At 66.3% G+C, this 22,632-nt stretch carries 21 protein-coding genes and 1 tRNA gene; 13 read left to right on the forward strand and 9 right to left on the reverse strand.

Annotated features, from left to right (window positions below):
* From SSKA14_RS23970 to SSKA14_RS24100, 5 genes are all read left to right on the forward strand, one after another.
* The coding region (locus SSKA14_RS23970) for a hypothetical protein (protein ID WP_198283601.1) at positions 1-236 on the forward strand (236 nt) is incomplete at its 5' end.
* 1 nt (position 237) lies between these two features.
* Positions 238-597, forward strand: a complete 360-nt coding sequence (locus SSKA14_RS09500) for a hypothetical protein (RefSeq protein ID WP_008267568.1) — start codon at positions 238-240, stop codon at positions 595-597.
* 224 nt (positions 598-821) lie between these two features.
* Positions 822-1,151: a hypothetical protein gene (locus SSKA14_RS09505; RefSeq protein ID WP_232281375.1), complete on the forward strand. Its 330-nt coding sequence runs from the start codon at positions 822-824 to the stop codon at positions 1,149-1,151.
* A gap of 427 nt (positions 1,152-1,578) precedes the next feature.
* Entirely contained in the window at positions 1,579-1,797 is a 219-nt protein-coding gene (locus SSKA14_RS23790) for a hypothetical protein (RefSeq protein WP_157635934.1), read from the forward strand.
* Positions 1,798-2,387: 590 nt separating this feature from the next.
* The gene (locus tag SSKA14_RS24100) at positions 2,388-2,687 is read left to right on the forward strand and encodes a hypothetical protein (protein ID WP_083797339.1); all 300 of its coding nucleotides are present in this window, start codon (positions 2,388-2,390) and stop codon (positions 2,685-2,687) included.
* 157 nt (positions 2,688-2,844) lie between these two features.
* Here the strand turns inward: SSKA14_RS24100 and SSKA14_RS23360 are convergent, their stop codons facing one another.
* On the reverse strand, positions 2,845-3,120 hold the full coding sequence (locus SSKA14_RS23360; RefSeq protein ID WP_083797341.1) for a hypothetical protein: 276 nt from the start codon (positions 3,118-3,120) through the stop codon (positions 2,845-2,847).
* Positions 3,121-3,182: 62 nt separating this feature from the next.
* Here SSKA14_RS23360 and SSKA14_RS09510 point away from each other — a divergent pair, with 62 nt between their 5' ends.
* A complete protein-coding gene (locus SSKA14_RS09510) occupies positions 3,183-3,797 on the forward strand; it encodes a hypothetical protein (RefSeq protein ID WP_040007381.1) in 615 nt (204 codons plus the stop codon).
* 452 nt (positions 3,798-4,249) lie between these two features.
* Here the strand turns inward: SSKA14_RS09510 and SSKA14_RS23795 are convergent, their stop codons facing one another.
* Positions 4,250-4,471, reverse strand: coding sequence for a hypothetical protein (locus SSKA14_RS23795; RefSeq protein ID WP_152908745.1), 222 nt, complete (start codon positions 4,469-4,471; stop codon positions 4,250-4,252).
* Positions 4,472-4,681: 210 nt separating this feature from the next.
* On the opposite strand from SSKA14_RS23795, the gene SSKA14_RS09515 reads away from it, so the two are divergent.
* Positions 4,682-5,182 carry a hypothetical protein gene (locus SSKA14_RS09515; protein ID WP_050413363.1) on the forward strand — a complete coding sequence of 167 codons (501 nt, stop codon included), beginning with the start codon at positions 4,682-4,684 and terminating at the stop codon, positions 5,180-5,182.
* A gap of 3 nt (positions 5,183-5,185) precedes the next feature.
* On the opposite strand, the gene SSKA14_RS09520 is transcribed toward SSKA14_RS09515, so the two are convergent.
* The 3 genes from SSKA14_RS09520 to SSKA14_RS23975 all read right to left on the reverse strand — a co-directional run bounded on the left by SSKA14_RS09520 (position 5,186) and on the right by SSKA14_RS23975 (position 7,333).
* Positions 5,186-6,394 (reverse strand): integrase arm-type DNA-binding domain-containing protein, encoded by a 1,209-nt coding sequence (locus SSKA14_RS09520; RefSeq protein ID WP_008264868.1) that lies wholly within the window; start codon positions 6,392-6,394, stop codon positions 5,186-5,188.
* Between the two features lie 156 nt (positions 6,395-6,550).
* Positions 6,551-6,626: transfer RNA gene (locus SSKA14_RS09525), tRNA-Ala, on the reverse strand.
* 11 nt (positions 6,627-6,637) lie between these two features.
* Positions 6,638-7,333 carry an alpha/beta hydrolase fold domain-containing protein gene (locus tag SSKA14_RS23975; protein ID WP_332306277.1) on the reverse strand — a complete coding sequence of 232 codons (696 nt, stop codon included), beginning with the start codon at positions 7,331-7,333 and terminating at the stop codon, positions 6,638-6,640.
* Between SSKA14_RS23975 and SSKA14_RS09535 the strand changes: the two genes are divergently transcribed.
* Complete coding sequence (locus SSKA14_RS09535; RefSeq protein WP_008266757.1) at positions 7,332-9,662, forward strand: TonB-dependent receptor; 2,331 nt, start codon at positions 7,332-7,334, stop codon at positions 9,660-9,662. The genes SSKA14_RS23975 and SSKA14_RS09535 overlap by 2 nt on opposite strands.
* An 88-nt stretch (positions 9,663-9,750) precedes the next feature.
* Here the strand turns inward: SSKA14_RS09535 and SSKA14_RS09540 are convergent, their stop codons facing one another.
* A complete protein-coding gene (locus tag SSKA14_RS09540; protein ID WP_008267424.1) occupies positions 9,751-11,823 on the reverse strand; it encodes a DUF4034 domain-containing protein in 2,073 nt (690 codons plus the stop codon).
* Positions 11,824-11,941: 118 nt separating this feature from the next.
* Complete coding sequence (gene rnd, locus SSKA14_RS09545) at positions 11,942-13,021, reverse strand: ribonuclease D (protein ID WP_008266230.1); 1,080 nt, start codon at positions 13,019-13,021, stop codon at positions 11,942-11,944.
* 84 nt (positions 13,022-13,105) lie between these two features.
* Here rnd and SSKA14_RS09550 point away from each other — a divergent pair, with 84 nt between their 5' ends.
* Positions 13,106-14,992, forward strand: coding sequence for a formylglycine-generating enzyme family protein (locus SSKA14_RS09550; RefSeq protein ID WP_008264642.1), 1,887 nt, complete (start codon positions 13,106-13,108; stop codon positions 14,990-14,992).
* 89 nt (positions 14,993-15,081) lie between these two features.
* A complete protein-coding gene (locus SSKA14_RS09555) occupies positions 15,082-15,978 on the forward strand; it encodes a M48 family metallopeptidase (protein ID WP_008268686.1) in 897 nt (298 codons plus the stop codon).
* Positions 15,979-16,497: 519 nt separating this feature from the next.
* Here the strand turns inward: SSKA14_RS09555 and xseA are convergent.
* Together xseA and queG are read right to left on the reverse strand one after the other, a co-directional pair.
* Complete coding sequence (gene xseA, locus SSKA14_RS09560) at positions 16,498-17,829, reverse strand: exodeoxyribonuclease VII large subunit (protein ID WP_008264640.1); 1,332 nt, start codon at positions 17,827-17,829, stop codon at positions 16,498-16,500.
* A gap of 44 nt (positions 17,830-17,873) precedes the next feature.
* The gene (gene queG, locus SSKA14_RS09565; protein WP_040007382.1) at positions 17,874-18,944 is read right to left on the reverse strand and encodes a tRNA epoxyqueuosine(34) reductase QueG; all 1,071 of its coding nucleotides are present in this window, start codon (positions 18,942-18,944) and stop codon (positions 17,874-17,876) included.
* Between the two features lie 23 nt (positions 18,945-18,967).
* Here queG and SSKA14_RS09570 point away from each other — a divergent pair, with 23 nt between their 5' ends.
* The 3 genes from SSKA14_RS09570 (at position 18,968) to SSKA14_RS09580 (ending at position 22,576) form a co-directional block, all read left to right on the forward strand.
* A complete protein-coding gene (locus SSKA14_RS09570) occupies positions 18,968-20,452 on the forward strand; it encodes a bifunctional ADP-dependent NAD(P)H-hydrate dehydratase/NAD(P)H-hydrate epimerase (protein WP_008268713.1) in 1,485 nt (494 codons plus the stop codon).
* Positions 20,449-20,931 (forward strand): tRNA (adenosine(37)-N6)-threonylcarbamoyltransferase complex ATPase subunit type 1 TsaE, encoded by a 483-nt coding sequence (gene tsaE / locus SSKA14_RS09575; RefSeq protein WP_008267867.1) that lies wholly within the window; start codon positions 20,449-20,451, stop codon positions 20,929-20,931. Before SSKA14_RS09570 ends, tsaE begins: the two co-directional genes overlap by 4 nt.
* An 82-nt stretch (positions 20,932-21,013) precedes the next feature.
* Positions 21,014-22,576, forward strand: coding sequence for an N-acetylmuramoyl-L-alanine amidase (locus SSKA14_RS09580; RefSeq protein ID WP_008266942.1), 1,563 nt, complete (start codon positions 21,014-21,016; stop codon positions 22,574-22,576).
* The last annotated feature ends 56 nt before the right edge of the window (positions 22,577-22,632 follow it).

The following is a 22,632-nucleotide window of genomic DNA, read 5'->3' on the forward strand; positions in this document are numbered from 1 at the left end:
TCACCAACTTCAACGTCACGGGCAACTATGAGGTGCTGAACGAGCAGGGCGGCCCGTCGCAGCTGATCTCGCGCATGGCGGGCTCGCACACCTTCACCGACAACACCCCGGGAACCGAGCAGTTCACCTACCGGGCCATCATCACCACCCGCAACGTGGCCACCGGCACACCGAGCGGCGGAACTGTGGGCGTGGTGATCAATCAGACGCTGGTCATCATTTCTGTGGAGCAATGAGATGTCACCGATTCTTTCCGAGAGCAACAACAACCGGGTCGAGATGCTGGCGACCCGGATCGAGGTGCAGTGGGACTTTCGAAACAGCGATGGCCCAGTGCTGTTCAACTTCGACCGGGTGGACTGGAACCCTGGCACTGGTCAGATCAACACCCGGAGCTATGACCGCACGGTGCGCGCCCCAATCCGCGACCTGCTGGCGGGCGAGTACACCTTCGCTCACCCGCAGACCGGCGAGCAGATCACTGAGCCTGGCTGGAAGCTGATGGCGCTAATCAAGGCCGCGACGGCTCGCGTATGGGAGGCGGAGAGCCCGCCGGCGCAGGAGATTGTCGGGCCGCTGGATGAGGGCGGGGGCTGACGGCCAAGCCGTCACACCCCTACAACGCCAGGTGCGGCCAGATGGCGCCATATGCTACGTCGCCTAGATCACCGCCAACTCCCCAAGCGCGGCCACGGCATCGGGGGTATGGCTGCCTGTTCAGACATGAGAGCGGTACTGGAGTAATGTTCTAGGTTAGCTAGGCTGTAGATGTGCGTATCTTGAGTGATACTCAGGTTGAACATGAGCGAGAGGAATGACCGTTGAGCGCCTCCATGCTTCCAAGAGTTGTCGGTTTCGATGTGCCACATCTACATGAGCGCGTCGATTCCTCGACTGATGAGGCCATCATTGCTCTGTTGGATCTTGCGCCGGGTGCTCGATGGACTGATCTTTTCGTGTTGAAGTGCGAGGCGCTGGCATCTCAGCTCTCCTTGGCGGAAGTCCGGATTGAAGGCTCGAAGATCTACTTCTACGGGTCAATCAGTGACTCGCGGGCGCTCGCCGATGCGGTCATGTCCATAGTCCACGTGTTGAATGACCAGCTGATGCGAGAAGGGAACGACGCAGCGTCGCGAGAGGAACGTTCCTAGGAACAAGAGAGGCGCGTCCAGCACTGGCCTGCGATCTCCGCTGCGCCAGGGTGACCGCGGAGACTGGATCGGGACGCAAGCCTGCCCTCGAGTTCGCCCAGCCAATTTGCGCGTGTCCCATGCGGGTCTCTGACGTAGATGTCACATGCAAGCCGAATGACAGGGTCAACTTCATAGCGAAAGCTAATGGCGGGTAGCGCACCAGAGTTGAATGCCAAGCCCCAGTGTGTGAGTTCACGTTCGACGTCAACAAAATCCTTGTTCCTCTTGCGTTCCATGTTCTTCTCCTCTTAGAGCTGCACTGTACACCCTTCCAATCGGCGGCCTGTTCATGGCGCTTGTTCATACTGGTGGCAATCGGGCACGGCTGCGTAACACGCTGGGGTCCATTGTGGGATGGCAGCAATTGGCTGTATCGGAGTAAGACATGAACAACACTTCCCAGAACCAGAGCGACAGTCGCAACTCAGATGCCGATAAGAAGCATCCGGGTCAGCAGGGCCAAACAGACGGGAAGGATCTCGGCGGTGAGGATTTGGCCGGAAAGCAAGGGCAGCAACAGCAGCAGCCGAACGGCACTGAGCCTGGGCAGCCAGGCCCTGGTCAGGCCCAAAAGGTCAGTGTCGATCGCGACGATCGTCGTTGATGCATAAGGGGTGGCCGCGCCAAGCGCGGCTCCTTCCGTATCAACAGGATCGCTGAAATGTCATCCCACGCTCAGGCTGTGAACTTGATGACCAAGATCATGTATCAATCGCGCCCGGTTACCACTACGACGATGGCTCAGTGCCGGACCTGCCAAGGGGAAAGCCCTGGAGGAATGGAGTGTGCGCGGTGCCTGACGGAAAAGTTGGGAACGCTGATTGCGAATCGGGGCGCTGCTCTTTGCTGGCTTGAGTCGTTCCTGAAAGTTCAGCGAGACGAAGCACACGTGTTCATATGTGCAAAGAGAGTTGATGCGTCAGCGTTGTAGCAGTCGCATTCCGACCTGACATTGTGCAAGCGTATGCTCGGTACATCTAGGAGCAACGCTATGAATTTCCCGATATGCATCTACGATCGAACGGGTACTGGGCTTCGGCTTCCTTCCGAGTGGTGGATTGATCTGCAGTCAGATCTCCCCGCACTAGTGAACGGTAGTGAGCGCATAGATCTACCACGTTCTTCGAAAGATGAGCGCCCTCGCCTGGATCCTGAAGTTCTCAGTGATCTATCCAGACGAATCCGGGGCTCGCAATGGCTAGAGTAGATCTAGCTCAACCGCCAGGCGTGCGCTGGCTTTTCTTCCGACTTCGCAATGGGCAATCGATTAGCCCGGCTAGGCTAATGTCTGTCTGGTGCGAAGCTACTGAATCAACCGAGTGCGCAGTCCGCCGCGAGATCATTGACGGTGCTGGCTACGTATATGCTCTCTATGCACCAAATGGACTGCGCTCCCCCCGACGTGTGGAGCTGCGCATGAGAGCACTTCTGGAGGAAGCCGGGTACGCCTTCACGATGGGGAGCTTGGCTGGGAGACATCCAGCCGACGGATGAGGGGGGCGCTTCCAAGGCTAAGGGACGATCATCCGATCCATTTCTCTGGACTCACTGCAGTCCTCGAATGCCTGCGTGTGCCTATCCAGGCCGTTGAAGAGCCCTGACTACGCGGCAAGCAGCGCCAAGCTACCGTCTCCGAGAATGTGGTCGTAGCCTATGAAGGGCGATCTACCGCACCAATTTGCTCGGTTAGAACCGTCAGCGATTGTTCGAAAGCTGCGGCGAAGGGATCGCTGCTGTCGCCCCGGTGTTTGGCCACAATGTTTGGCAGAAGCTGATGCCATGCGTCGGAGAGGTCGTTGGGTGTGGGGTGGGTCAGTACGCAGATTCGCAACGCATACTCCATCGCCTTTAGGTAGCCGCGGTGCATCTCAAGTCCTGCCTCACAGGCATGGAGGCGATCGAGGATTTCCGTGATGTTGGCTGTCATGGTGGTCTCGACAGGTGTGGGTGGGGGAGGCGATAGTTTGGCGACCTCTAGACGAGCCCGCCATGAGCATCCTCAACGTTTTGCTGCGTGCTGACCAGCTCCTCATTGCTGTTGACACCTTGGCGGAGGATGCCCAGACCGGCACCCACTCATCTGGTGCAAAACTGCTCCTGATTCCGCAGCACAACCTTGTGCTGGCTGCGCGCGGGTCCACGCAGTTCTTTCTTCGCATCTACGAGCTGGCTCTGCAGGCGAGCTTCCGTGCTGATTTCACGATGGAGCAGCTCTCCGCCGAATTGGGGCTGGTAGTGGACCAGCTTTGGCCGAACTATGAGAAGGCGGCCGCTGAGGCCGGCTTGCCGGTCGAAATGCTTGGGACCGAACTGGTACTGGGTGGCTGGTCGCCGAAGAGAGGCCGGATGGTGGCCACAGCCTATGCAAAGAGCGACAGCTCCAGGCCAACGATAGTGCAGCCCCTCGATGGGGGCTTGGCTTCTCCAGGGGAGCCGCTGGCCGGCAGGCCGGATAGCTTCGCACCGGCCGAGGTTCTCGCTGCAGGTAAAATTCAGGCCGCATGGCTCAATGCCCGGATGGGGCGACAGGTTGCCGGAGGCCGGCTTCTGGCCACTGTGTTGCGAGAAGGGCAGGCGGTGACCCAGGATCTAGGACCTATCTAGGTCTTCCGGCGTCAGGCCAGCAAGAGCGAGGATTCGATCCTTCCTCAGCTGCTCGCCCCACAGGATCCACGCTTCGTTGGTGGTCAAGATCCCCGTCACTTTGCAGGCTGGACAAGTTAGCTCAACACCTCCGCCTACGTCAGCAAGCCCGCTGCCGCGAGAAATGCGTGATTCGTCTCCACAAGAGCCGCACTTGATCTGAAGCGATTCGACTCGCTCGAGCGTTCCATTCAGGTGCAGCAATGGGCGGATACGAAAGATCCGGAAAGCGGTCGGGGGTGTCATGTGTCGTGCCTTTAAGGGGCTAGACACGGGGGCGAAGGATTTCGCACCGGAGAGGAGCCAAGTGCGTCAACCATACAGCATGAACAGTTAAGAACGTCGTGATGTACAAATTTTCTTCGCTGGAAGGCGTGAAAGAGCGCAGCGGCGTACGCCGCTGCGCCTGGATATCAATCAAACTCGATGGCTTCGCGCATCGGTTGCGTCCAAGTGTCGGTCACCCAGCAGGTTCCCTCATGGCAGAACGTCTGCGTGCATCGGGCCATGCCGCCGCCGGCAGGCACGCATGACGTGTGGAAAGAGGCAGCATTAGCTGCGGGGACCACGCCTACAGCTCCGGCGGCTCCTGCGGCGGCAACGATCAAACCAAGCAAGACACTTTGGATCTTCATGATCACTCCATTGTCAAGTTGATGAATGCCCGGTGGGCAATCGAAAGGTCTCAACGCACATGGATGCTAGCAATAGGAGAATTGCTCATTGCCGTGTAGGGGAGTACCTACAGATCAGCTTGGAAGGGCAAATCGGGGAAGGCTGAGCGGTTAAGCCCGACCATTGAGCGAATCGCAGCGATTGAGACGGCCGGTCGTATCCTTCCGGCCATGTATTCCTCCCACGGCTTCCGCACTGCCCCGATTCCCTCTGGCTGGGTCCAGACCGGCGAGCGCTGGGCGCTCTGGTACAACGGCCGGGAGACGGCCAGCGTCACGCCCGATGGCGGTCCTGGGGTCCGGCTATGGATGGAAGGCAAGAAATTCTGGGACGTGAAGGAAGTTCGGGCCGCCAACGTCCGCCAGGCGAAGCGCTATGCCGAGCGCTGGTGCGCGGCCAGGCTCTATCCCTATCTGCCCCTTCGTGAGGCCGTCGCCCGGCTGACCGACAGCACCCCAATCCAGCCCGAGCCACCACTGCCCGGCCTGCCGCCGACCCGTGAGCAGCAGCAACAGGCTCGGCGCCTGGCCGAGGCCGGAGCGAAGGAAGTCGAGCGGATCAAGGAAGCGCTGGAGCCGCGCAAGCCGCCGGCAGAGACCAAACCCCGTCCGAAGGACGCGCGCAAGGCGTGGGTGAGGGCAGGGCTGCAGCAGCTGCCTCGCGGCGTGTAGGCATCAAGCAACCCGCAGCTGCACGACGTTGCCGTCGCGCAGCCGGTCCAGGTAGTCCGCCCATTCCTGCATCATCCTGGCGCGCTCCTCCAGGTGCTTGGTACGGTTGTATGCCCGGCCGTCCGGGTCCTTGACCATGTGTGACAGCTGGTGCTCGATGATGTCGGGCCGGAACCCCAGCACCTCGTCCAGGATGGTCCGCGCAGTGGCGCGGAAGCCGTGCCCGGTCATCACGTCATCCTCGAACCCCATCTTGCGCAACGCGGTGTTGATCGTGTTCTCGCTGAGCGGTCGCTTCGCACTGTTCCGCCCCTGGAAGACGTACTGCCCTTTGCCGGTGAGGGGCTGGATCTCATTGAGGATGGCCAGGGCTTGCCTGGATAGCGGGATCAGGTGCTCCCTGCGGCGCTTCATGCGGCCAGCCGGAATCAGCCACTGCCCGGCGTCCAGATCGATTTCCGACCATTCCGCCTTCCGCAGTTCGCCTGGGCGCACGAACACCAGCGGTGCCAAGGCCAGTGCCCAACGGGTGACCTGCCTCCCACGGTATTGGGGGATGGCGCGTAGCAGCGGCACCAGCTCGCGCGCCTCGGTGATGGCGGCATAGTGGTTCCTGGGCGTCGGCTGCAGCGCGCCGCGCAGGTCGGCCACCGGGTTGCGCTTGGCCATGCCGCAGGCGATGGCGTACCGCATCACCTCCCCGCACTTCTGGATGACCCGGTGCGCCGATTCGATGGCTCCGCGCTTCTCCATCCGGCGGGCGAGGGCAAGGAAGTCGGGTGCCTCCAGCTCGGCGGCCTGCCGGCTGCCGATCCACGGCAGGATGTCGTTCTTCATCCAGGCCTCGACCTTTACCCGGTAGTCGTCGGACCAGATTCGACCATCCATGAACTCGCGCGCGATCGCGCCGAACGTCTGCGCCTCCATACCGGCCTTGGCCGCGGCGGCTTCCTTCTTCTGCTGGTTCGGGTCCACACCCTGCGCGAGTAGGCGCCGTGCGTCTTCCCGACGGTTCCGGGCCAGCTGCAGGGGCACCTCGGGGTAGACCCCCAGCGCCAGGCGCTTCTCCTTCCCATCGAAGCGATACTTCATCCGCCACCAGCGGCTGCCGGCGGGCGAGATCTCCAGGTAGAGCCCGCCGCCGTCGAACAGCTTCTGGGTCTTTCCTGTCGGCTTGGCGCGCCGAATTGCGAGGTCGGAGAGTGGGGGCATCGATTTTGGGGGCATTGGGCGGATGCCCCAAAATATGCCCCCACCGTCTCACAAGCTGCAACGCATTGGACCGGTCTGCACCGTGCAACGAAAAAGGCCGGAAGCCCTGTTATTTCAGGAGTTCCGGCCTTCCGAGTGCGTTGCCGCACTGAATAGTGGTGGAGCCAAGGAGGATCGAACTCCTGACCTCGTCATTGCGAACGACGCGCTCTCCCAGCTGAGCTATGGCCCCACGGCAGGGCTTCAGTGTAGCGCTGCCCGCCGGGCTTGCCAAGCGCGGGGCAGCGGCAGGCCCGCGCGCTGCGCTGCCACCTCGGTGGAGGCAGCCACACCGCGCAGATGGATGCAGGCATGGATCATTCCGGGCAGCCTTTCCAGCATGCAGTCGACGCCCGCCTCCTGCAGGTCATGCGCGTACTGCTCGGCCTCGTCACGCAGCGGGTCGTGCTCGCAGCTGAGCACCGAGGCGGGGGCCAGCCCCTGCAGACTTGTGGTGTCTTCGGCCAGCAGCGTGTCGCCCGACGGCGAAGGCGTGCGTGACTGGCTGTCCAGCCATCGTCGCCAACGTACGGCGGCGATCATTGCGCGCTTGCAGCAGGCGCAGGCCGAGGGTGAGCTGGCCGACGACGCGGCGGTGCAGGCGCTGGGCGACCATTTCGCCACGGTGCTGCATGGCATTTCGGTGCAGGCCCGCGATGGCATCAGCCGCGAGCGGCTGCTGGCAATGGTCGATGTGGCGCTGAGCCCGCTTCCCTGAGTCAAGCCCGAAAGGCGTGCAGAATGCCGAGTGACTGTGCCGAAACCGCTTGTTTCACCGGGTTTGGAGCTCGCGCAACGAAATCGTAACAATTTGGGGGATAATGACGGCTTGCGCAGTTTTCCTCCCATTTGCCGCCCGGCTCGCGCAGGCCGCACGGACGCCTCCTCAGAGCATTGCATGCCCTCCCATACCGATTCCCGCCGCCTGTCGGGTCTGTCGTCTTCCTTCGTTTCCTTCCGCCGCCACCCGCTGGCCCTGGCCTGTGCCGGCCTGGCCCTGGTCGGCAGCTTCGGCGCCGCCGCGCAGGACAGTGCGCCGACCCCGACCGGGCTGGACACGATCACCGTGACCGCCGAGCACCGCGAGCAGAACCTGCAGGAAGTGCCGGTCTCGGTCGGCGTGGTGCAGGGCGAGCGCATGCGCGACTTCACCGCCGGCGGTGACGACACCCTGCTGGCGCTGTCCGGCCGCGTGCCGAGCCTGTACGCGGAAACCACCACCGGCCGCATCTTCCCGCGCTTCTACATCCGTGGCCTGGGCAACATCGACTTCTACCTGGGTGCCTCGCAGCCGGTGTCGATCATCCAGGACGACGTGGTGCTGGAACACGTGGTGCTGAAGTCCAACCCGGTCTATGACGTGGACCAGGTGGAAGTGCTGCGCGGCCCGCAGGGTTCGCTGTTCGGTCGCAACACCACCGCCGGCATCGTCAAGTTCGACACCCTCAAGCCGACGCAGGACTACACCGGCCGCGTCAGCGCCAGCTACGCGACCTACAACAGCGTGTCGATCGATGGCGGCTTTGGTGGCCCGATCAACGACATCGCTTCGTTCCGCGTGTCGGCCCTGTACCAGCACCGCGATGACTACGTCGACAACACCTACAAGGGCCCGAGCGCCGATGGCACGGTCAGCCCGAAGAAGAACGCGATGGGCGGCTTCGACGACCGCAACGTGCGCGCGCAGCTGCTGCTGACCCCGAGCGACCAGTTCTCGATCCTGGCCTCGGCCCACGCCCGCGACTACGAAGGCACCTCGACCCTGTTCCTGCGCGGTGCGCTGACCAAGGGCTCGAACAAGACCGACGTGCCGCGCGACAAGGTGGCCTACGATGAAGCCGACAACAATCCGCAGGCCTACAAGACCTACGGCGGCTCGGTGAAGGCACGCTACGACTTCGGTGCGATCGACTTCACCTCGATCACTGCCTACGAGACCACCTCCGGCTACAGCCGTGGCGACACCGACGGCGGCGCTGCGGTGAACTTCCCGGTCAATGGCGTGCCGAACGGCTATGGCCAGTCGATGGGCCGCATCCGCGACCTCGACCAGTGGACCCAGGAGTTCCGCCTGGCCAGCCATGACGACAACGCCCTGCAGTGGCAGGCCGGTGCGTTCTACTTCAACGGCAGCGACACCACCGACTTCTACCAGCGTGCGTGGTTCCTGCAGGGTGCGGCGCGTAACCCGAACAACTGGGTACGCCTGCGCAACAAGAACACCTCGTGGGCCGGCTTCGGCCAGCTGAGCTACGCCTTCACCGACAAGTTCACCGTCACCGCCGGCCTGCGCCAGACCAAGGACGAGAAGCACACCCGCCTGCTGAAGACCGCGGACACTGCTGCTGGCGTGGTCACCTACAAGGGCCGTACCGACGTCAAGATGTCCGACACCACCCCGAGCTGGGATCTGAGCGCGATGTACCAGATCACCCCGGACGTGAGCGTCTACGCCAAGGTTGCCCGCGGCTTCCGCGGCCCGACCATCCAGGGCCGTTCGGCGGTGTTCAATGCCGACTTCACCACCGCCGATTCGGAGACCATCCTGTCCTGGGAAGCGGGCGTGAAAAGCAGCCTGTGGGACAACCGCCTGCGCCTGAATGCCACCGCGTTCACCTATACGGTCAACGACATCCAGCTCAACGGCAACGATTCGGACGGCAACGGCGTGCTGTTCAACGCCGACAAGGCCAAGGCCTACGGCTTCGAAGCGGACATGGAGCTGCGCCCGATCCCGAACCTGACGCTGAGCGCCGGCCTGAGCCTGCTGCACAGCGAGATCAAGGACAAGCGCGTCTATGCGCAGGTCTGCGGCCTCAACGGCCAGGTGGTCTGCACCGTCGGTGACCCGACCATCAAGGTCGGTGCCAACACCTTCGCGCAGATCGATGGCAACCCGCTGCCGAATGCGCCGAAGTACAACGTCAACCTGGCCGCCCGCTACGACTTCCCGGTCAGCGACGCCGGCACCATGTTCGTGTCCACCGACTGGAACAAGCAGGGTTACACCAGCTTCGTGCTGTACGACACCAAGGAATTCAATTCCAAGGGTGATTTCGAGGGTGGCCTGAAGATCGGCTACTCGGGCAACTACGGTGCCTACGAAGTGGCGCTGTTCGCGCGAAACATCACCAACGAGAAGAACCTCAAGGGTGTGATCGAGAACTACATGGCGGCGGTCTACAACGAACCGCGCACCGTCGGTGTCTCGCTGAACATGAACTGGTAATACGCGATTGCGGTGGCGGTGCATGCCGCCATCGCACTGCATGAATGCAAAGGGCGGCCCGGATTACCGGGCCGCCCTTTTCGTTGCTTCAGACCGCGGTGAGGTCGCTTTCCTGGCTGCGCTGGCCGAAGGTCAGGGCCAAGGTTGCGGTGTCCACCTGCTGCCGGTCCTGCGCCTGCTGCTTGCGCGCACGGCTGGCGCCGAACCAGCGCCCTTCGCCGTTGATCAGCGGCGCCATGCGCACCACGTCCACGTACTCCGGATCGATCTCGCTGGCGCGCTGCAGCCAGGTCAGGGCCAGGAACGCGTTGGCCGGCACGCCGTTGCCGAAGTGGTAGATGTCGGCCAGGTAGCCGGCCGCCCACAGCTTGTCGTCGTCGTCACCGCGCCACCACAGTGGGATCAGTGCACGTTCGACCGCTTCGCGCTTGTGTGCGTCGTTCTGCCCATCCATCGCCAGGCAGGCCAGGTTGCGGCAGGTGGGGCCCCAGACGCGCTCGCCGGCCTCGGACCCGTCCAGGCAGCGCAGGTACAGTTCACGTGCACGCGCTTGGTTGTGCTCACCGCCGGCCGCCACCAGGCGCACGCCCAGGTTGTAGGTGGCGATCAGGTCGCCGCCTTCCACCGCACGCTCCTGCCAGTAGGCGGCCTTTTCCGCATCGACGAACTGCGGCTGGTCGCGGCCGCCGAGGCGGCCCTTGTACAGGTCGCACAGTGCCGACATCGCGCCGGCGTCGCCGGCTTCGGCCATGCGCTGCAGCAGCGAGAGACCGGCGGACTGCGAGACATCGCAGAACAGGTTGGAGGCGAAGGTGACCGCCGAGGTGTTGTCCTGCGGGGCCAGCTTCAGGGCGCGCTGCAGCAGGGCATCGGCGCGCACGGGGTCGGCGGTCTGGCCGAGCAGTCCATGCTCGACGGCGGTGGCAGCCCAGAGCAGGCCGATCGCGGAGTCGCCTTCGCAAGCGGCGTAGTCCACCACCTGCGCGAACAGTGCCTCTGCACCGTCGACATGAGCGAACCAGGCGCAGGCTTCGAGGTTGCTGAAGCCTTCGTGCAGCACCATGTCGCGGTCCAGCGCCCACGCCTGCTGCAGATCCTCGAACACCGCCCGCATGTGCCCGGCGTCCCACTGCACCTGGTCTTCGCTGCCTCCGATCCGGCCGAGCCGGTAACGCAGCCCGGCACGCTGGGCCAGAACCTCGGCGCGCAGGTTGCGGTCCAGGTGCCAGTCCAGGATCTGTGCATACGCACGCTCGTGCACGCCTACCGCGTCGGCATCTTCGCGGTGTGGCAGGTCGGCCATCCAATCCTGTTCCTTTCGCCAGCGCAGCGCGTTGCTCTGCGCAAGCTCCAGGCCACGGCACCAGCCTCCTTCGATGAAGTCCTCCATGGCTTCATGGCTGCCGCCCCAGCGTGGGTACAGGTAGTAGAGGGTGTCTTCCAGCGTGCTCAGGTCGTCGGCGCGCTGTTCCAGCACCAGGCGCATCCAGTAGGCCAACGGTGCATCGAAATCGTCCTGGCTGCGCTCGCGCAGCACGGGCGGCAGGCTGCCGGGCAGCGTGCGCAGCGGAGCACCGAAACGTGACAGCAGCTGCAAGGCCTGCGGCCATGCCTGCGGATAGTGTTCGGCCAGCGCGGTCTCGTCGGACTCCGGTACCTGGCCGGCCTGCAGCGCACGCAGCCAGTCCGGCTCGCGCAGGTAGCTGGTGATGCGCTTGATGCCATCCAGCGCCAATGCCGGGCGCGCCGACAGCGGGATTGCCTGCAGGTAGGCATGCACGGCATGGTCGCGCGCCTGCTGTGCGGCCAGCCACTGGCTGTCTTCGACCAGTGCGGCGACGTCGGCGCTGCGCAGTTCGCCGGCGGCGGATTCCCAGCAGGCGCCGAGGCGCAGGTGCGCGTAGTAGCTGTGCGGCGCGGCAGCGACCCATTGCTGCGCCTGCTGAAGGCGCTCGTCCAGGGTCAGTGCCTTGTCATGCAGGTTGCGCAGGCGCCAGCGGATGCCCGGCAGCAGCCTTTCACCATCCAGCCAGGCCTGTTCGTGCGGTGCCAGCAGTGCATCCAGTTCGGCGTAGCGCCGCTCCTGCATTGCGGCGCGCGCTGCTGCACGCCAGGCCAGGTCCTCGGCGGAAAGGCCGTCCTTCGCAATTCCATCTGTCATCTGTTGCAGTCCAACGATAGCGGGGACGCTATTGGACAGGTGCACGCCCGCGTCGGCAAGCGTGGCAGATGCTCGATTCACCGTGCAGGCGCCGGGGCAATCCCGGCGCCCGGCACCATCAGCGCGCGGGCAGCAGGGCCTGCAGTCGCGATTCCAGTTCCTGCTGGCGCCAGCCGGCCAATGCAGCGGGCCATTGGCGACGTTCCAAGTAGCTCTCCAGGTGCTTGCGCGACGCCAGGACCCCATCCGGCAGGCCCAGTTCGCGGCTGCGCTCGGCCACCGCATCCTGCAGCTTCTTCAGTGCCTGCTTGTTGCTGTCGTTGGCCGGAAGTGCCAGTGGCGCCTCGGCTTCATCGGCCAGCGGCGTCTGCAGGGCCTGCCACACGGCGCCGGCCAGCTTGCGCGGTGCCTTCGGGAACTGCTCGAACAGCGCGCCCAGCGCGTCGGCGTCGGCCGGTGGCGTGCGCGCCAGGGTGGCGGCCAGCTCGTTGTCCAGGATCCAGCTGCGCGGACGATCGCTGCTGCGCGCCTGCACCTCGCGCCAACGCAGCAGGCGCAGCAGGCGGTGCTGCGCGGCGGCATCGAGGAACTGCGCCGAGCGCATCGCCAGGTGTGGCCAGCGGTCTTCGTCGTTGGCAACGCTGGCCAGCAGGCGTTCGCCATCATCGTGCAGCCATTGCTGGCGGCCCAGGGCCTGCAGCCTGGCACCGATGGCGTCATGCAGGGCAAACAGATGCTCGACGTCGTCGGCGGCGTACTGCAGCTGCGACTCCGAAAGTGGGCGGCGCATCCAGTCCGAGCGGGTCTCGCCCTTGGCCAGTGCCACGCCGGTGATTTCCGCCACCAGCTTCTGGTAACCCATGCCACCACCGATGCCGGCCAGCGAGGCCCCGATCTGGGTGTCGAACAACGGGCGCGGCAGCACGCCGCAGGCCCACTTGAAGGCGACCAGGTCTTCGCTGGCGCTGTGCATCACCTTGATGATCGATTCATCGGCCAGCCACGGCGCCAGCGCTTCGGTCATGCCGGGAATCAGCGGGTCGATCAGCAGGATGTCCCGCCCGACGGCCATCTGCACCAGCGCCAGCTGCGGCCAGAAGGTGCGTTCACGGATGAATTCGGTGTCCAGGCCGATGCGGCTCGGGCGCTGCTGGAAGTACGCATCCAGCTCGGCGGGGGTGGTGATCCAGGTTGCCACGGGTCAGGGCCTACTACTCGGGTTTGCTCAGGCAGGGGAGAATAGCCTAACGTCGGTCCGCGTCCGTGCAGAAGGAGGTCCTGCTTGCGTTTTCCGTTGTCGCCCGCACTGTGCACCGCCCTGGCCGTTGCCCTGGCCGGCTGCACACCGTCGCCATCGTCGGCGCCGGAGCGCGCCGCTGACGAGCCGGCGCGGCCACAGGAAAGCGCGGCGGTGGACCGGACGCAGGCGGCCGGGCCGGGCAGCGTGACCATTGCCGGTGAGGATGCCGCCGAGGACGTGCAGCATTGGACGCCGCCGCGGGTCGATCGCCAGGGCCGCAGCCAGGCGCAGTTGCGGCGTGCGGCCGAGCAGGCCTTTGCCGAAGGCCGGCTCTACGAGGATGCCGACGCCGCCATTCCCTTGTGGCTGGCGGTACAGGAGGAGAATCCGGATGACCGCCAGGCCCGGCAGGGCCTGCAGCGCGCCCGCCAGCGCCTGCAACAGCAGGCCGATGCGCTGCTGGTGCGGCCGCTGAAGCAGCGCGAGGCGCTGGCCGAGGCCAGCCGCCAGGCCCTGGTGCTGCTGACACTCGCGCCGAAGGACGAGAAGGTGCGTGCGCTGCAGGGGCGGGTCGAGACCGCGCAGCGCGTGGTGGCGTACAACCGCGCCGGCGAAGAGGACCTGCGTTCGGACCGGATCGGTGAGGATGGCGACGGCGCCATCGGCAACTTCCGTGAGGCGCTGGCGCTGGATGAGCACAATGGGCGCGCCCGGCAAGGACTGGCGGCCGCCGAGAGCGGGTTGATCCGTCGTGCCGAGGACGCCGCGCGGGCACGGGATTTCGCCGGCGCGGGCACCTGGCTGGCCGAGGCAAGCAAGGTGCGCGATTCGTCGCCGACCATCGCTGACGCGTTCGAACGCATCGAACTGATCCGTGCCGCCACGCTGCTGCGATTGCGCGACGACGGCCTGCGCGACCTGGCGACACCACAAGGACTGAAGCCGGCGCGCGAGAAGCTGGCCGAGGCCCTGCGCATCGCCCTGCCGGGGGATGCGGTGGTCGGTCAGCTGCGCGAGCGCATCGACCTGGCCACCCACTACGGCAGCTTCCGTCCCGGGCAGGTGTTCAGCGATGCCATGCGCGATGGTGGGAGGGGGCCGCAGATGGTGGTGGTGCCGCATGGCGGCTTCCAGATGGGGGCCGGCGATGCCGAGCCGGGTGCCAGTGATGCCGAGCGTCCGTCGCACTATGTGCGCTTCGACCGCGGCTTCGCGATGGCGATCACCGAGGTCACGGTCGGTGATTTCGAGCGCTACGTGAAGGCGACCAGCGCGCGCCCGCGCGCAACCCGCCGGGGCCATTCGGTGGTCTATGACGAGCGCAGCGGCAACTTCATCCGCCGCAGTGGGGTGGATTGGCGCTCGGACTATGACGGCGGTCGTGCACTGGGCAACTCACCGGTGATGCACGTGAGCGTGCGTGATGCCGAGAACTACGCGGCGTGGCTGTCCGAGCAGACCGGGCGCAGCTACCGCCTGCCCAGCGAAGCAGAGTTCGAGTATGCGTTGCGCGCTGGCAGCAGTGGCCGTTACCCCTGGGGGGATGCCGGCACACCGCCGCCGGGCAGTGGCAACTTCACTGGCAGCAAGGACGTATCGCCGTCGGGCCGGCACTGGCACAACGCGTTCATCGGCTACGGCGATGGCTGGTGGGGACCGGCCCCGGTCGCCACGTTCCAGGCCAACGCCTTCGGCCTGCACGACATGGGCGGCAATCTGAGCGAATGGGTGGCCGATTGCTGGCACGCCAGCTACCGCCGGGCTCCTTCCGATGGCGTGGCCTGGTTCAACCCGGGTTGCCGTTCCCGGGTAATCCGCGGTGGCAACTGGGCCAACGCGCCGGAGCAGACCCGTGCGGCCTGGCGGCAATCGCAGGATTCGGATACCACCAACGCACGTATCGGTTTCCGGCTGGTGCGCGGTATCTGAGCGGGGTCCGGCTTCACCCGCTGCTGGCGTCGGCACACTAAGATTGCGCCGTGCCCGCCGGCCGGCGGGGCCTGCCGGACGACCACCCGATGCGCAACGATCCCTTTTCCCGCTCGCCCCAAGGCCCGCAGCGGCGTGGCCTGTTCGGCAACATCCGCTGGTGGGTGCTGCTGCTGGCCGCTGGCTATGCGGTGTTCTACTGGTTCTCCAACCGCACGGTCGATCCCTACACCGGCGAGAAGGTGATGATCGACAGCAGTCTGGATGCGCGCCAGGAGACCGCGTTGGGGCTGCAGGCCTACCAGCAGATCCTGTCGCAGGAGCGGCCGATGGATCCCAACGCACCGATCGCTCGCGATGTGCGTGACATCGCCCAGCGTCTGATCGCCAAGGTCGACGTGGTGGAGACCGCGCTGGCGCAGGAGCATGGCGTGCAGCCGGCGCATTTCGCGCGCGATTTCCAGTGGGAAGTGAACGTAATTCCCTCCGATCAGGCCAATGCGTTCTGCCTGCCGGGCGGCAAGATGGCGGTCTATACCGGTCTGGTACCGGTGGCGCGTACGCGCGATGCGATGGCGGTGGTGATGGGCCACGAGATCGCCCATGCGCTGCTGCGGCATGGCGCCCAGCGCATGGCGCAGCAGAAGCTGACCCAGATCGGCCAGGTGGCCGGTGCCGCCAGCGGCATGGATGCACAGCAGCAACAGATGATGATGTCGGCGATGGGCTACGGGTACCTGCTGCCTTATGCGCGCAGCCACGAGACGCAGGCCGACGAGGTGGGACTGATGCTGGCCGCAGCGGCATGCTTCGATCCGCGCGAGGCGGTGCCGTTGTGGCAGCGCATGGGCCAGGCCAGTGGCGGCCAGGCGCCGCCGGAGTTCGCGTCCACCCATCCGAACCCGGGTACCCGTATCCAGAATCTGCAGGCGCTGATGCCGAAGGCGCTCGAGTACCGGCAGAAATTCTGCGAGCAGGCGAAGTAGGGGGTTGTTCGGCAGGGCTGCGCCCTGCACCTGCAGAGGCTTCAAGCAACAGCCGAAGCAACAGCAAAAGCTAGCTATCCGTGGGATGGTGGGGCGGTGTCGGAGTGCGGGGACGCCGTAAACCCGTCCATGGGGGCTTGGCAGCCGCATCCATGCGGCTGACACCCCGCACTCCGACACCGCCCCACCTCTGACAGATTCCGCTAGCTGTTGGTAGGTGTCGACCTTGGTCGACACGGTAGATCCACGCCATGCGTGGATGCTTTTCGATCGCGAATCGAAATATTCGATTCCGGTGGAGATTCATCCAGATCGCGGAGATCTGTCGAAGGCGGGGTGGGTCCGGTTGCGGGAGTGTCCGCGGCATGGATGCCGCGGCCAAGCCCCCATGGATGGGTTTACGGCGTCTCCCGCAACCGGACCCACCTCGCCATCCTTCAGGAAGCCCGCTTCTGCTGTTGCTGTTGCTGTTGCTCTGGATCGTAGCAGGTGCAGGGCGCAGCCCTGCCGAACAACCCTCTACTTGACCTGCACGTCGATCACGCCGTCGCCGACGCGGGCCTGCAACGCGTCACCCGGCTGCACCTGGTCAACGTGCCGCACCAGGGCGCCATCATCGCTGCGGGTGAGGATGCTGTAGCCACGCGCCACCGTCGCCAGCGGGCTGACCGCTTCCAGTGAGCGTGCCAGCCCGCGCAGGCGCAGCGCATCGCGTTCCAGCAGGCGCTGCATCGCACTCTGCGGACGCCCGCGCAGGGCGGCCAGGCGGCGCTGCATCGCGTCCAGCTGTCGTTGCGGATGGTGCCCGCGCAGCACCGCCGCGGCATGACGCAGGCGCGCGGCACGGCGCTCGTGCTGCTGGTTGAATGCCGCATGCAGGCGCCGGCCGAGGTCCAGCTGGCGGCGACGCAGCAGGTCCAGGCGGGCCTGCGGGCTCTGTGCATTCAGGCGCAGCAGGGCACGGTCGGCGCGCTGCATGGCCTGCTGCATCGCGTGCCGTTGCAGCTGCACCATGCGCGCCGCGGTACGGCGCAGGCGCAACGCCAGTTCGCGCTGGTCCGGCACCAGCAGTTCGGCGGCCACCGACGGTGTCGGCGCACGCAGGTCGGCAGCGAAGTCGCTGAGGCTGAAGTCGGTCTCGTGGCCCACCGCCGAAACCACCGGAGTGTGGCCGGCGGCAATCGCGCGAGCCAGCGCTTCATCGTTGAACGCCCACAGGTCTTCCAGCGAACCGCCGCCGCGGGTCAGCAGGATCACGTCGTAGCGTCCGCTGGCATCGGCGGCCTGCAGCAGGCGGGTGATCTGTGCGGCGGCGCTGCTACCCTGTACCAGGGTCGGCAGCAGGTCCACTTCCAGCAGCGGGAAGCGGCGGCCCAGCACGCTCAGTACGTCGCGCACGGCGGCGCCGGTGGGCGAGGTGATCACCGCCAGGCGCTGCACATGCGCCGGCATCGGCCGCTTGCGCGCCGGGTCGAACAGGCCTTCGGCCTCCAGGCGTGCCTTCAGTTCCTCGAACGCGCGGCGCAGTGCGCCTTCGCCGGCTTCCTCCATGTGGTCCAGCACCATCTGGTACTCGCCACGGGCGTCGTACAGGGTCACCTTGCCGCGCACCAGCACGCGCATGCCTTCGCGTGGCACGAACTTCAGGTACTGCGCTTTCATCCGGAACATGGCTGCACGCAGCTGCGCGCGCGCGTCCTTCAGGGTGAAGTACAGGTGCCCGGAGGCAGGGCGCGCCACGCTGCCCAGTTCGGCCTCGACCCAGATCGCCGGGAAGCTGCCTTCCAGCAGATCGCGGGCCAGGGTGTTGAGCTGGCTGGGGGTGAAGATGTCGTCGTTGCGTGGCTGCATGGGAACGGCGTGGGGCGGGTCGAACGGGGGCTCAGGATCGCACGTCAGCGCGCCGCGTGCTGGCCCAGCGCCCACTGCACGTGCTCGCGCACCAGCGGCGAGGGATCGTCGATGCGGGTGTGCAGTGCAGCCAATGCCTCGGCGGACGCAGGCGCATTGCCCAGCGCCACCGCGATGTTGCGCAGCCAGCGCTCATGGCCGCTGCGGCGGATCGGGCTGCCCTCGGTGCGGCGCAGGAATTCGGCCTCGTCCCAGGCGAACAGCTGGTCCAGGCGCGCGGTATCCAGCTGGTTGCGTGCGCGGAAATCGGCTTCGTCGGTGCGCCTGGCGAACTTGTTCCAGGGGCAGACCAGCTGGCAGTCATCGCAGCCGTAGATGCGGTTGCCGATCAGCGGCCGCATGTCCTCGGGGATGGCGCCGTCGTGCTCGATGGTCAGGTAGGAGATGCAGCGCCGCGCATCCAGCCGCTGCGGGCCGATGATGGCCTGGGTGGGGCAGACGTCGATGCAGCGCGTGCAGGTACCGCAGTGGGCGGTGGCCGGGGTATCGATCGGCAGCGGGATATCGATGTAGATCTCACCGATGAAGAACCACGAACCGCCGTGACGGTCGATCAGGCAGGTGTGCTTGCCGATCCAGCCGAGCCCGGCGTTGCGCGCCAGAGCACGTTCCAGCACCGGTGCCGAATCGACAAACACGCGGTAGCCCAGCGGCGCCACTTCATCGTTGATCTGCGTGGCCAGCTTCTGCAGCCGGTTGCGCATCAGCTTGTGGTAGTCGCGGCCCAGCGCATAGCGCGCCACGTAGGCGCGGCCCGGGTCGGCCAGGGTCGCCCAGGCCTCGGTGTCGTCCTTGTGGCTGTAGTCCATGCCTACAGAGATCACCCGCACGGTGCCGGGCAGCAGTTCGGCCGGTCGTGCGCGCAGGGTGCCATGGCGCGCCATCCAGTCCATCGTGCCGTACAGCCCCTGGCCCAGCCAGTCGGCCAGGTGCGCCTCATCCTCGCCCAGCTCGATGCCGGCGATGCCGCAGCGCTGGAAGCCATGCGCACGGGCCAGTTCACGGATGCGCTGCACGGCCTGGGCCGGATCGACAGGGGCGGGGACGGGGGACATGTGCACCAGTATAAAATCCCTGCATGCCCGATCTTTCCCTTCTGTTCGATACCGCAGCGGCGCGCGCGCTTGATGGGCGCGCATCGGCGCTGGCCGGTGATGGTGGCTGGAGCCTGATGGCCCAGGCGGGCCTGGCCGGCTGGCAGTGCCTGCTGCAGCAGTGGCCGGAGGCTCTCCAGCTATGCGTGCTGGTCGGTGCCGGCAACAACGGTGGCGACGGCTACGTGCTGGCCAGCCATGCCCTGCGGTCGGGGCGCCAGGTTCAGGTGGTCACGCTGCCTGGCAGGGCGCCCGCCACGGTGCTGGCGGCGCAGGCTGCAGCGGAATTTGCGACGGCTGGTGGCAGTGTCGTCGAGTTCGATGGCCAGTTGCCGGACGCTGAGGTCTATGTGGACGCCCTGTTCGGGCTTGGCCTGGACCGGGCACCGTCCGGCACGGCCCAGGCGCTGATCGACGCCCTCAACGCGGCGCGTGGGCCGGTACTGGCGATGGACGTGCCCAGTGGCGTTGATGCCGACAGCGGATGTGTGCCCGGCGTGGCGGTGAAGGCCGATGTCACGTTGCAGTTCATCGCGTGTCACCGAGGCCTGTACACCGGTGATGCGCTGGAGCAGGTGGGCCAGCGCCGTCTGGCGCCACTCGAACTGCCTGATCAGGCCTGGGACGGCATCCAGGCGAGCGCGCAGCGTTGGACCGGCGACCGTTTGAAGGCGCTGCTGCCACCGCGACGCGCCAATACCCACAAAGGCGAATCCGGGCACGTGCTGTGCGTCGGCGGCAACCATGGCAGCGGCGGCGCCATCGCGATGGCGGCCGAAGCCGCGTTGCGTGCGGGTGCCGGGCTGCTGAGCCTGGGCACCCGCTGCAATCACGTCGGCCCGCTGCTGGCTCGCCTGCCGGAGGCGATGACCCACGCGCTGGAAGACGGCGATGCGCTGCCGGCGCTGCTGGACAAGGCGACGGTGGTGGCGATCGGGCCCGGCCTGGGCCAGGACGAATGGGCGCGCGCGCTGTTCATGCGCGTGCTGGTCAGTCCCAAGCCGCTGGTGGTCGATGCTGATGCCTTGAACCTTCTGGCGCAGGACCCTCGCGCGCTGCCCGGCGCCATCCTCACTCCGCACCCGGGCGAGGCCGCGCGCCTGCTTGGATGCAGCAGCGCTGACATCCAGGCCAACCGCTACGCCAGCGCGCAGGCGTTGGCCGAGCGCTTCCATGCCGTGGTGGTGCTGAAGGGCGCGGGCAGCATCGTGGCGGCACCCGGGCAGACGCCACGGCTGATCGCTGCGGGCAATCCCGGCATGGCGGTGGGGGGGATGGGCGATCTGCTCACCGGCATCATTGCCAGCCTGCGCGCGCAGGGCCTGGCCGCGTTCGACGCAGCCGCGGCCGGCGCCTTGCTGCACGCACTCGCCGGCGATGCCGCTGCCGCCGACGGCGCGCGTGGCCTGCTTCCTACTGACCTGCTGGCGCCGCTGCGGCGACTGGCCAATCCGGACCTCTCTCCATGACCGAATTCTTCCTTGCCGACAGCGACGCCACCGAACTGCTCGGGCAGTGGCTGGCGGCGACGCGGCCGCCGCAGGCGCTGATCGAGCTGCGCGGCGATCTCGGCGCCGGCAAATCCACCACCGCCCGCGCACTGCTGCGCGCACTGGGCGTGCAGGGCGCCATCCGCAGCCCGACCTATACCCTGGTCGAGCGCTACCCGCTGGCCAGCGGCGGCGAGGCATGGCACCTGGACCTGTACCGCATCGGCCAGGCCGGTGAGCTGGATTTTCTCGGCCTGGACGAGGGCAGCGCGGTGCTGTGGCTGGTCGAATGGCCCGAGCGCGGGGCCGGTGCGTTGCCGCCGACCGATCTGCTGGTAGCGCTGGAAATCGAGGGGCAGGGGCGTCGTGTTCGTCTCACTGGGGCCAGCGACGTAGGGCGTGAATGGCTGGCACGGCTGCCTCAGGGGGGCGACTTGCAGGCCATTTCTGTCGGCTGACGAGAACAAACACCGGCAGGTTACGGATTATTAAGGAAAAAGGTGTTGCATTCCGTTCAGCGCGGTGATTGAATCCTGAGCCATGCGCCCGGGGAACCGTCTCATCGCCATCTGTGCCGCCGTCGGACTGGGTCTGGCGAGCGTCAGTGCGTGGGCGGGTGAAGTCCGCCAGGTCCTGCTGAACACCGGCGCGACCGGCACCCGTGCCGAGATCTCGTTGGTCGGCAGTGGCGGCTACAAGACCCTGTCGCTGGCTGGCCCGAACCGCCTGGTGGTCGATTTCCCGGACTCCAGCGCCATACGCAACCTGAAGATGCCGGCCGCGCAGGGCGTGGTCACGGCGGTGCGTACCGGACAGCCGGTGCCCGGCACCTTCCGTGTCGTTTTCGACCTCGCTGAATCGGTAGCGCCGTTCCGCCCGCAGATGCAGCGCGAGGGCAATGAATCCAAGCTGGTGATCGAATGGCCGGGCGATGGGCCGGCCGTGGCCGCCAGCCGGCCGGCTGTGACGCCGGCGGTGCCGCCACAGGCGCCCGTCAGCACGCCCGCGCCGACCCCGGCCGAAAGCGCGCAGTCGCGCAACGACGCCGCGCGTGCCACCGCACTGCTGACTGCACAGGTGCAGCAGCAGGCCAGCGCCGCGGCAGCGACCCCGGCCACGCCGACGCCGGCACCGTCCACCGCACCGGCACAGGTCGCCGCGGCAGGTACCGCGGCCAGCAGCACGCCGTCCTCTTCACCGGCCGCGATCCTCGCCGGCCAGCGCACCGCTGCGGTGGTGACCACGCCGCCGGCCACGGTGCCCGCGCCGGCGCCGGCGCCAGTGGAACCGCCGCGCCCGGCCATGCCCAGCGATGCCTCGCGCATCCGCATGCAGGCTGGCATGCGCCACCTGGTAGTGGCCATCGATCCGGGCCACGGCGGGCAGGACCCGGGTGCGATCGGCCCGACCGGCAAGCGCGAGAAGGATGTCACCCTGGCAGTGGCACGTGAGCTGGCGCGGCAGGTGAACGCGACGCCGGGCCTGAAGGCCTACCTGACCCGCGACAGCGACGTGTTCATTCCGCTGCCGATGCGTGCGCAGAAGGCGCGTGCGAACAAGGCCGACATCTTCATTTCGATCCACGCCGATGCGGCCGAAAACCGTTCGGCCACCGGTTCGTCGGTGTATGTGCTGTCGACCAAGGGCGCCTCCTCGCAGCGTGCGCGCTGGCTGGCAGACAAGGAAAACGCGGCCGATCTGGTTGGTGGCGTGCGCCTGCAGCAGACCGAAGGCACGCTTGCCAACGTGCTGCTGGACCTGGCCCAGAGCGGCTACATGAAGGCGTCCGAGGACGCAGCCGGCCACGTGCTGGGCGGCCTGAAGCGGATCGGCAACAACCACAAGCCGAACATCGAACGCGCCAACTTCGCGGTGCTGCGCACCTCGGACATGCCGGCGATGCTGGTGGAAACCGCGTTCATCTCCAACCCGGATGAAGAGCGCCGCCTGATCGACCCGGCCTACCAGCGCAAGATCGCCGGTGCGGTGCTCGATGGCGTGCACACCTTCTTCAGCCGCCAGCCGCCGCCGGGCACGCTGTACGCGGCCCGCGCCCAGGCCGAGATCGACGCCGCAGGCACCATGGCCGGCGGCAGCAAGTAACCCGCCGAAGGCGGGTTTCTGCTTTCTGTAGAGTGGAGCCGCGCTCGACTGGGCCT

This window comes from Stenotrophomonas sp. SKA14 (assembly GCF_000158575.1).
Classification (GTDB): domain Bacteria; phylum Pseudomonadota; class Gammaproteobacteria; order Xanthomonadales; family Xanthomonadaceae; genus Stenotrophomonas; species Stenotrophomonas forensis.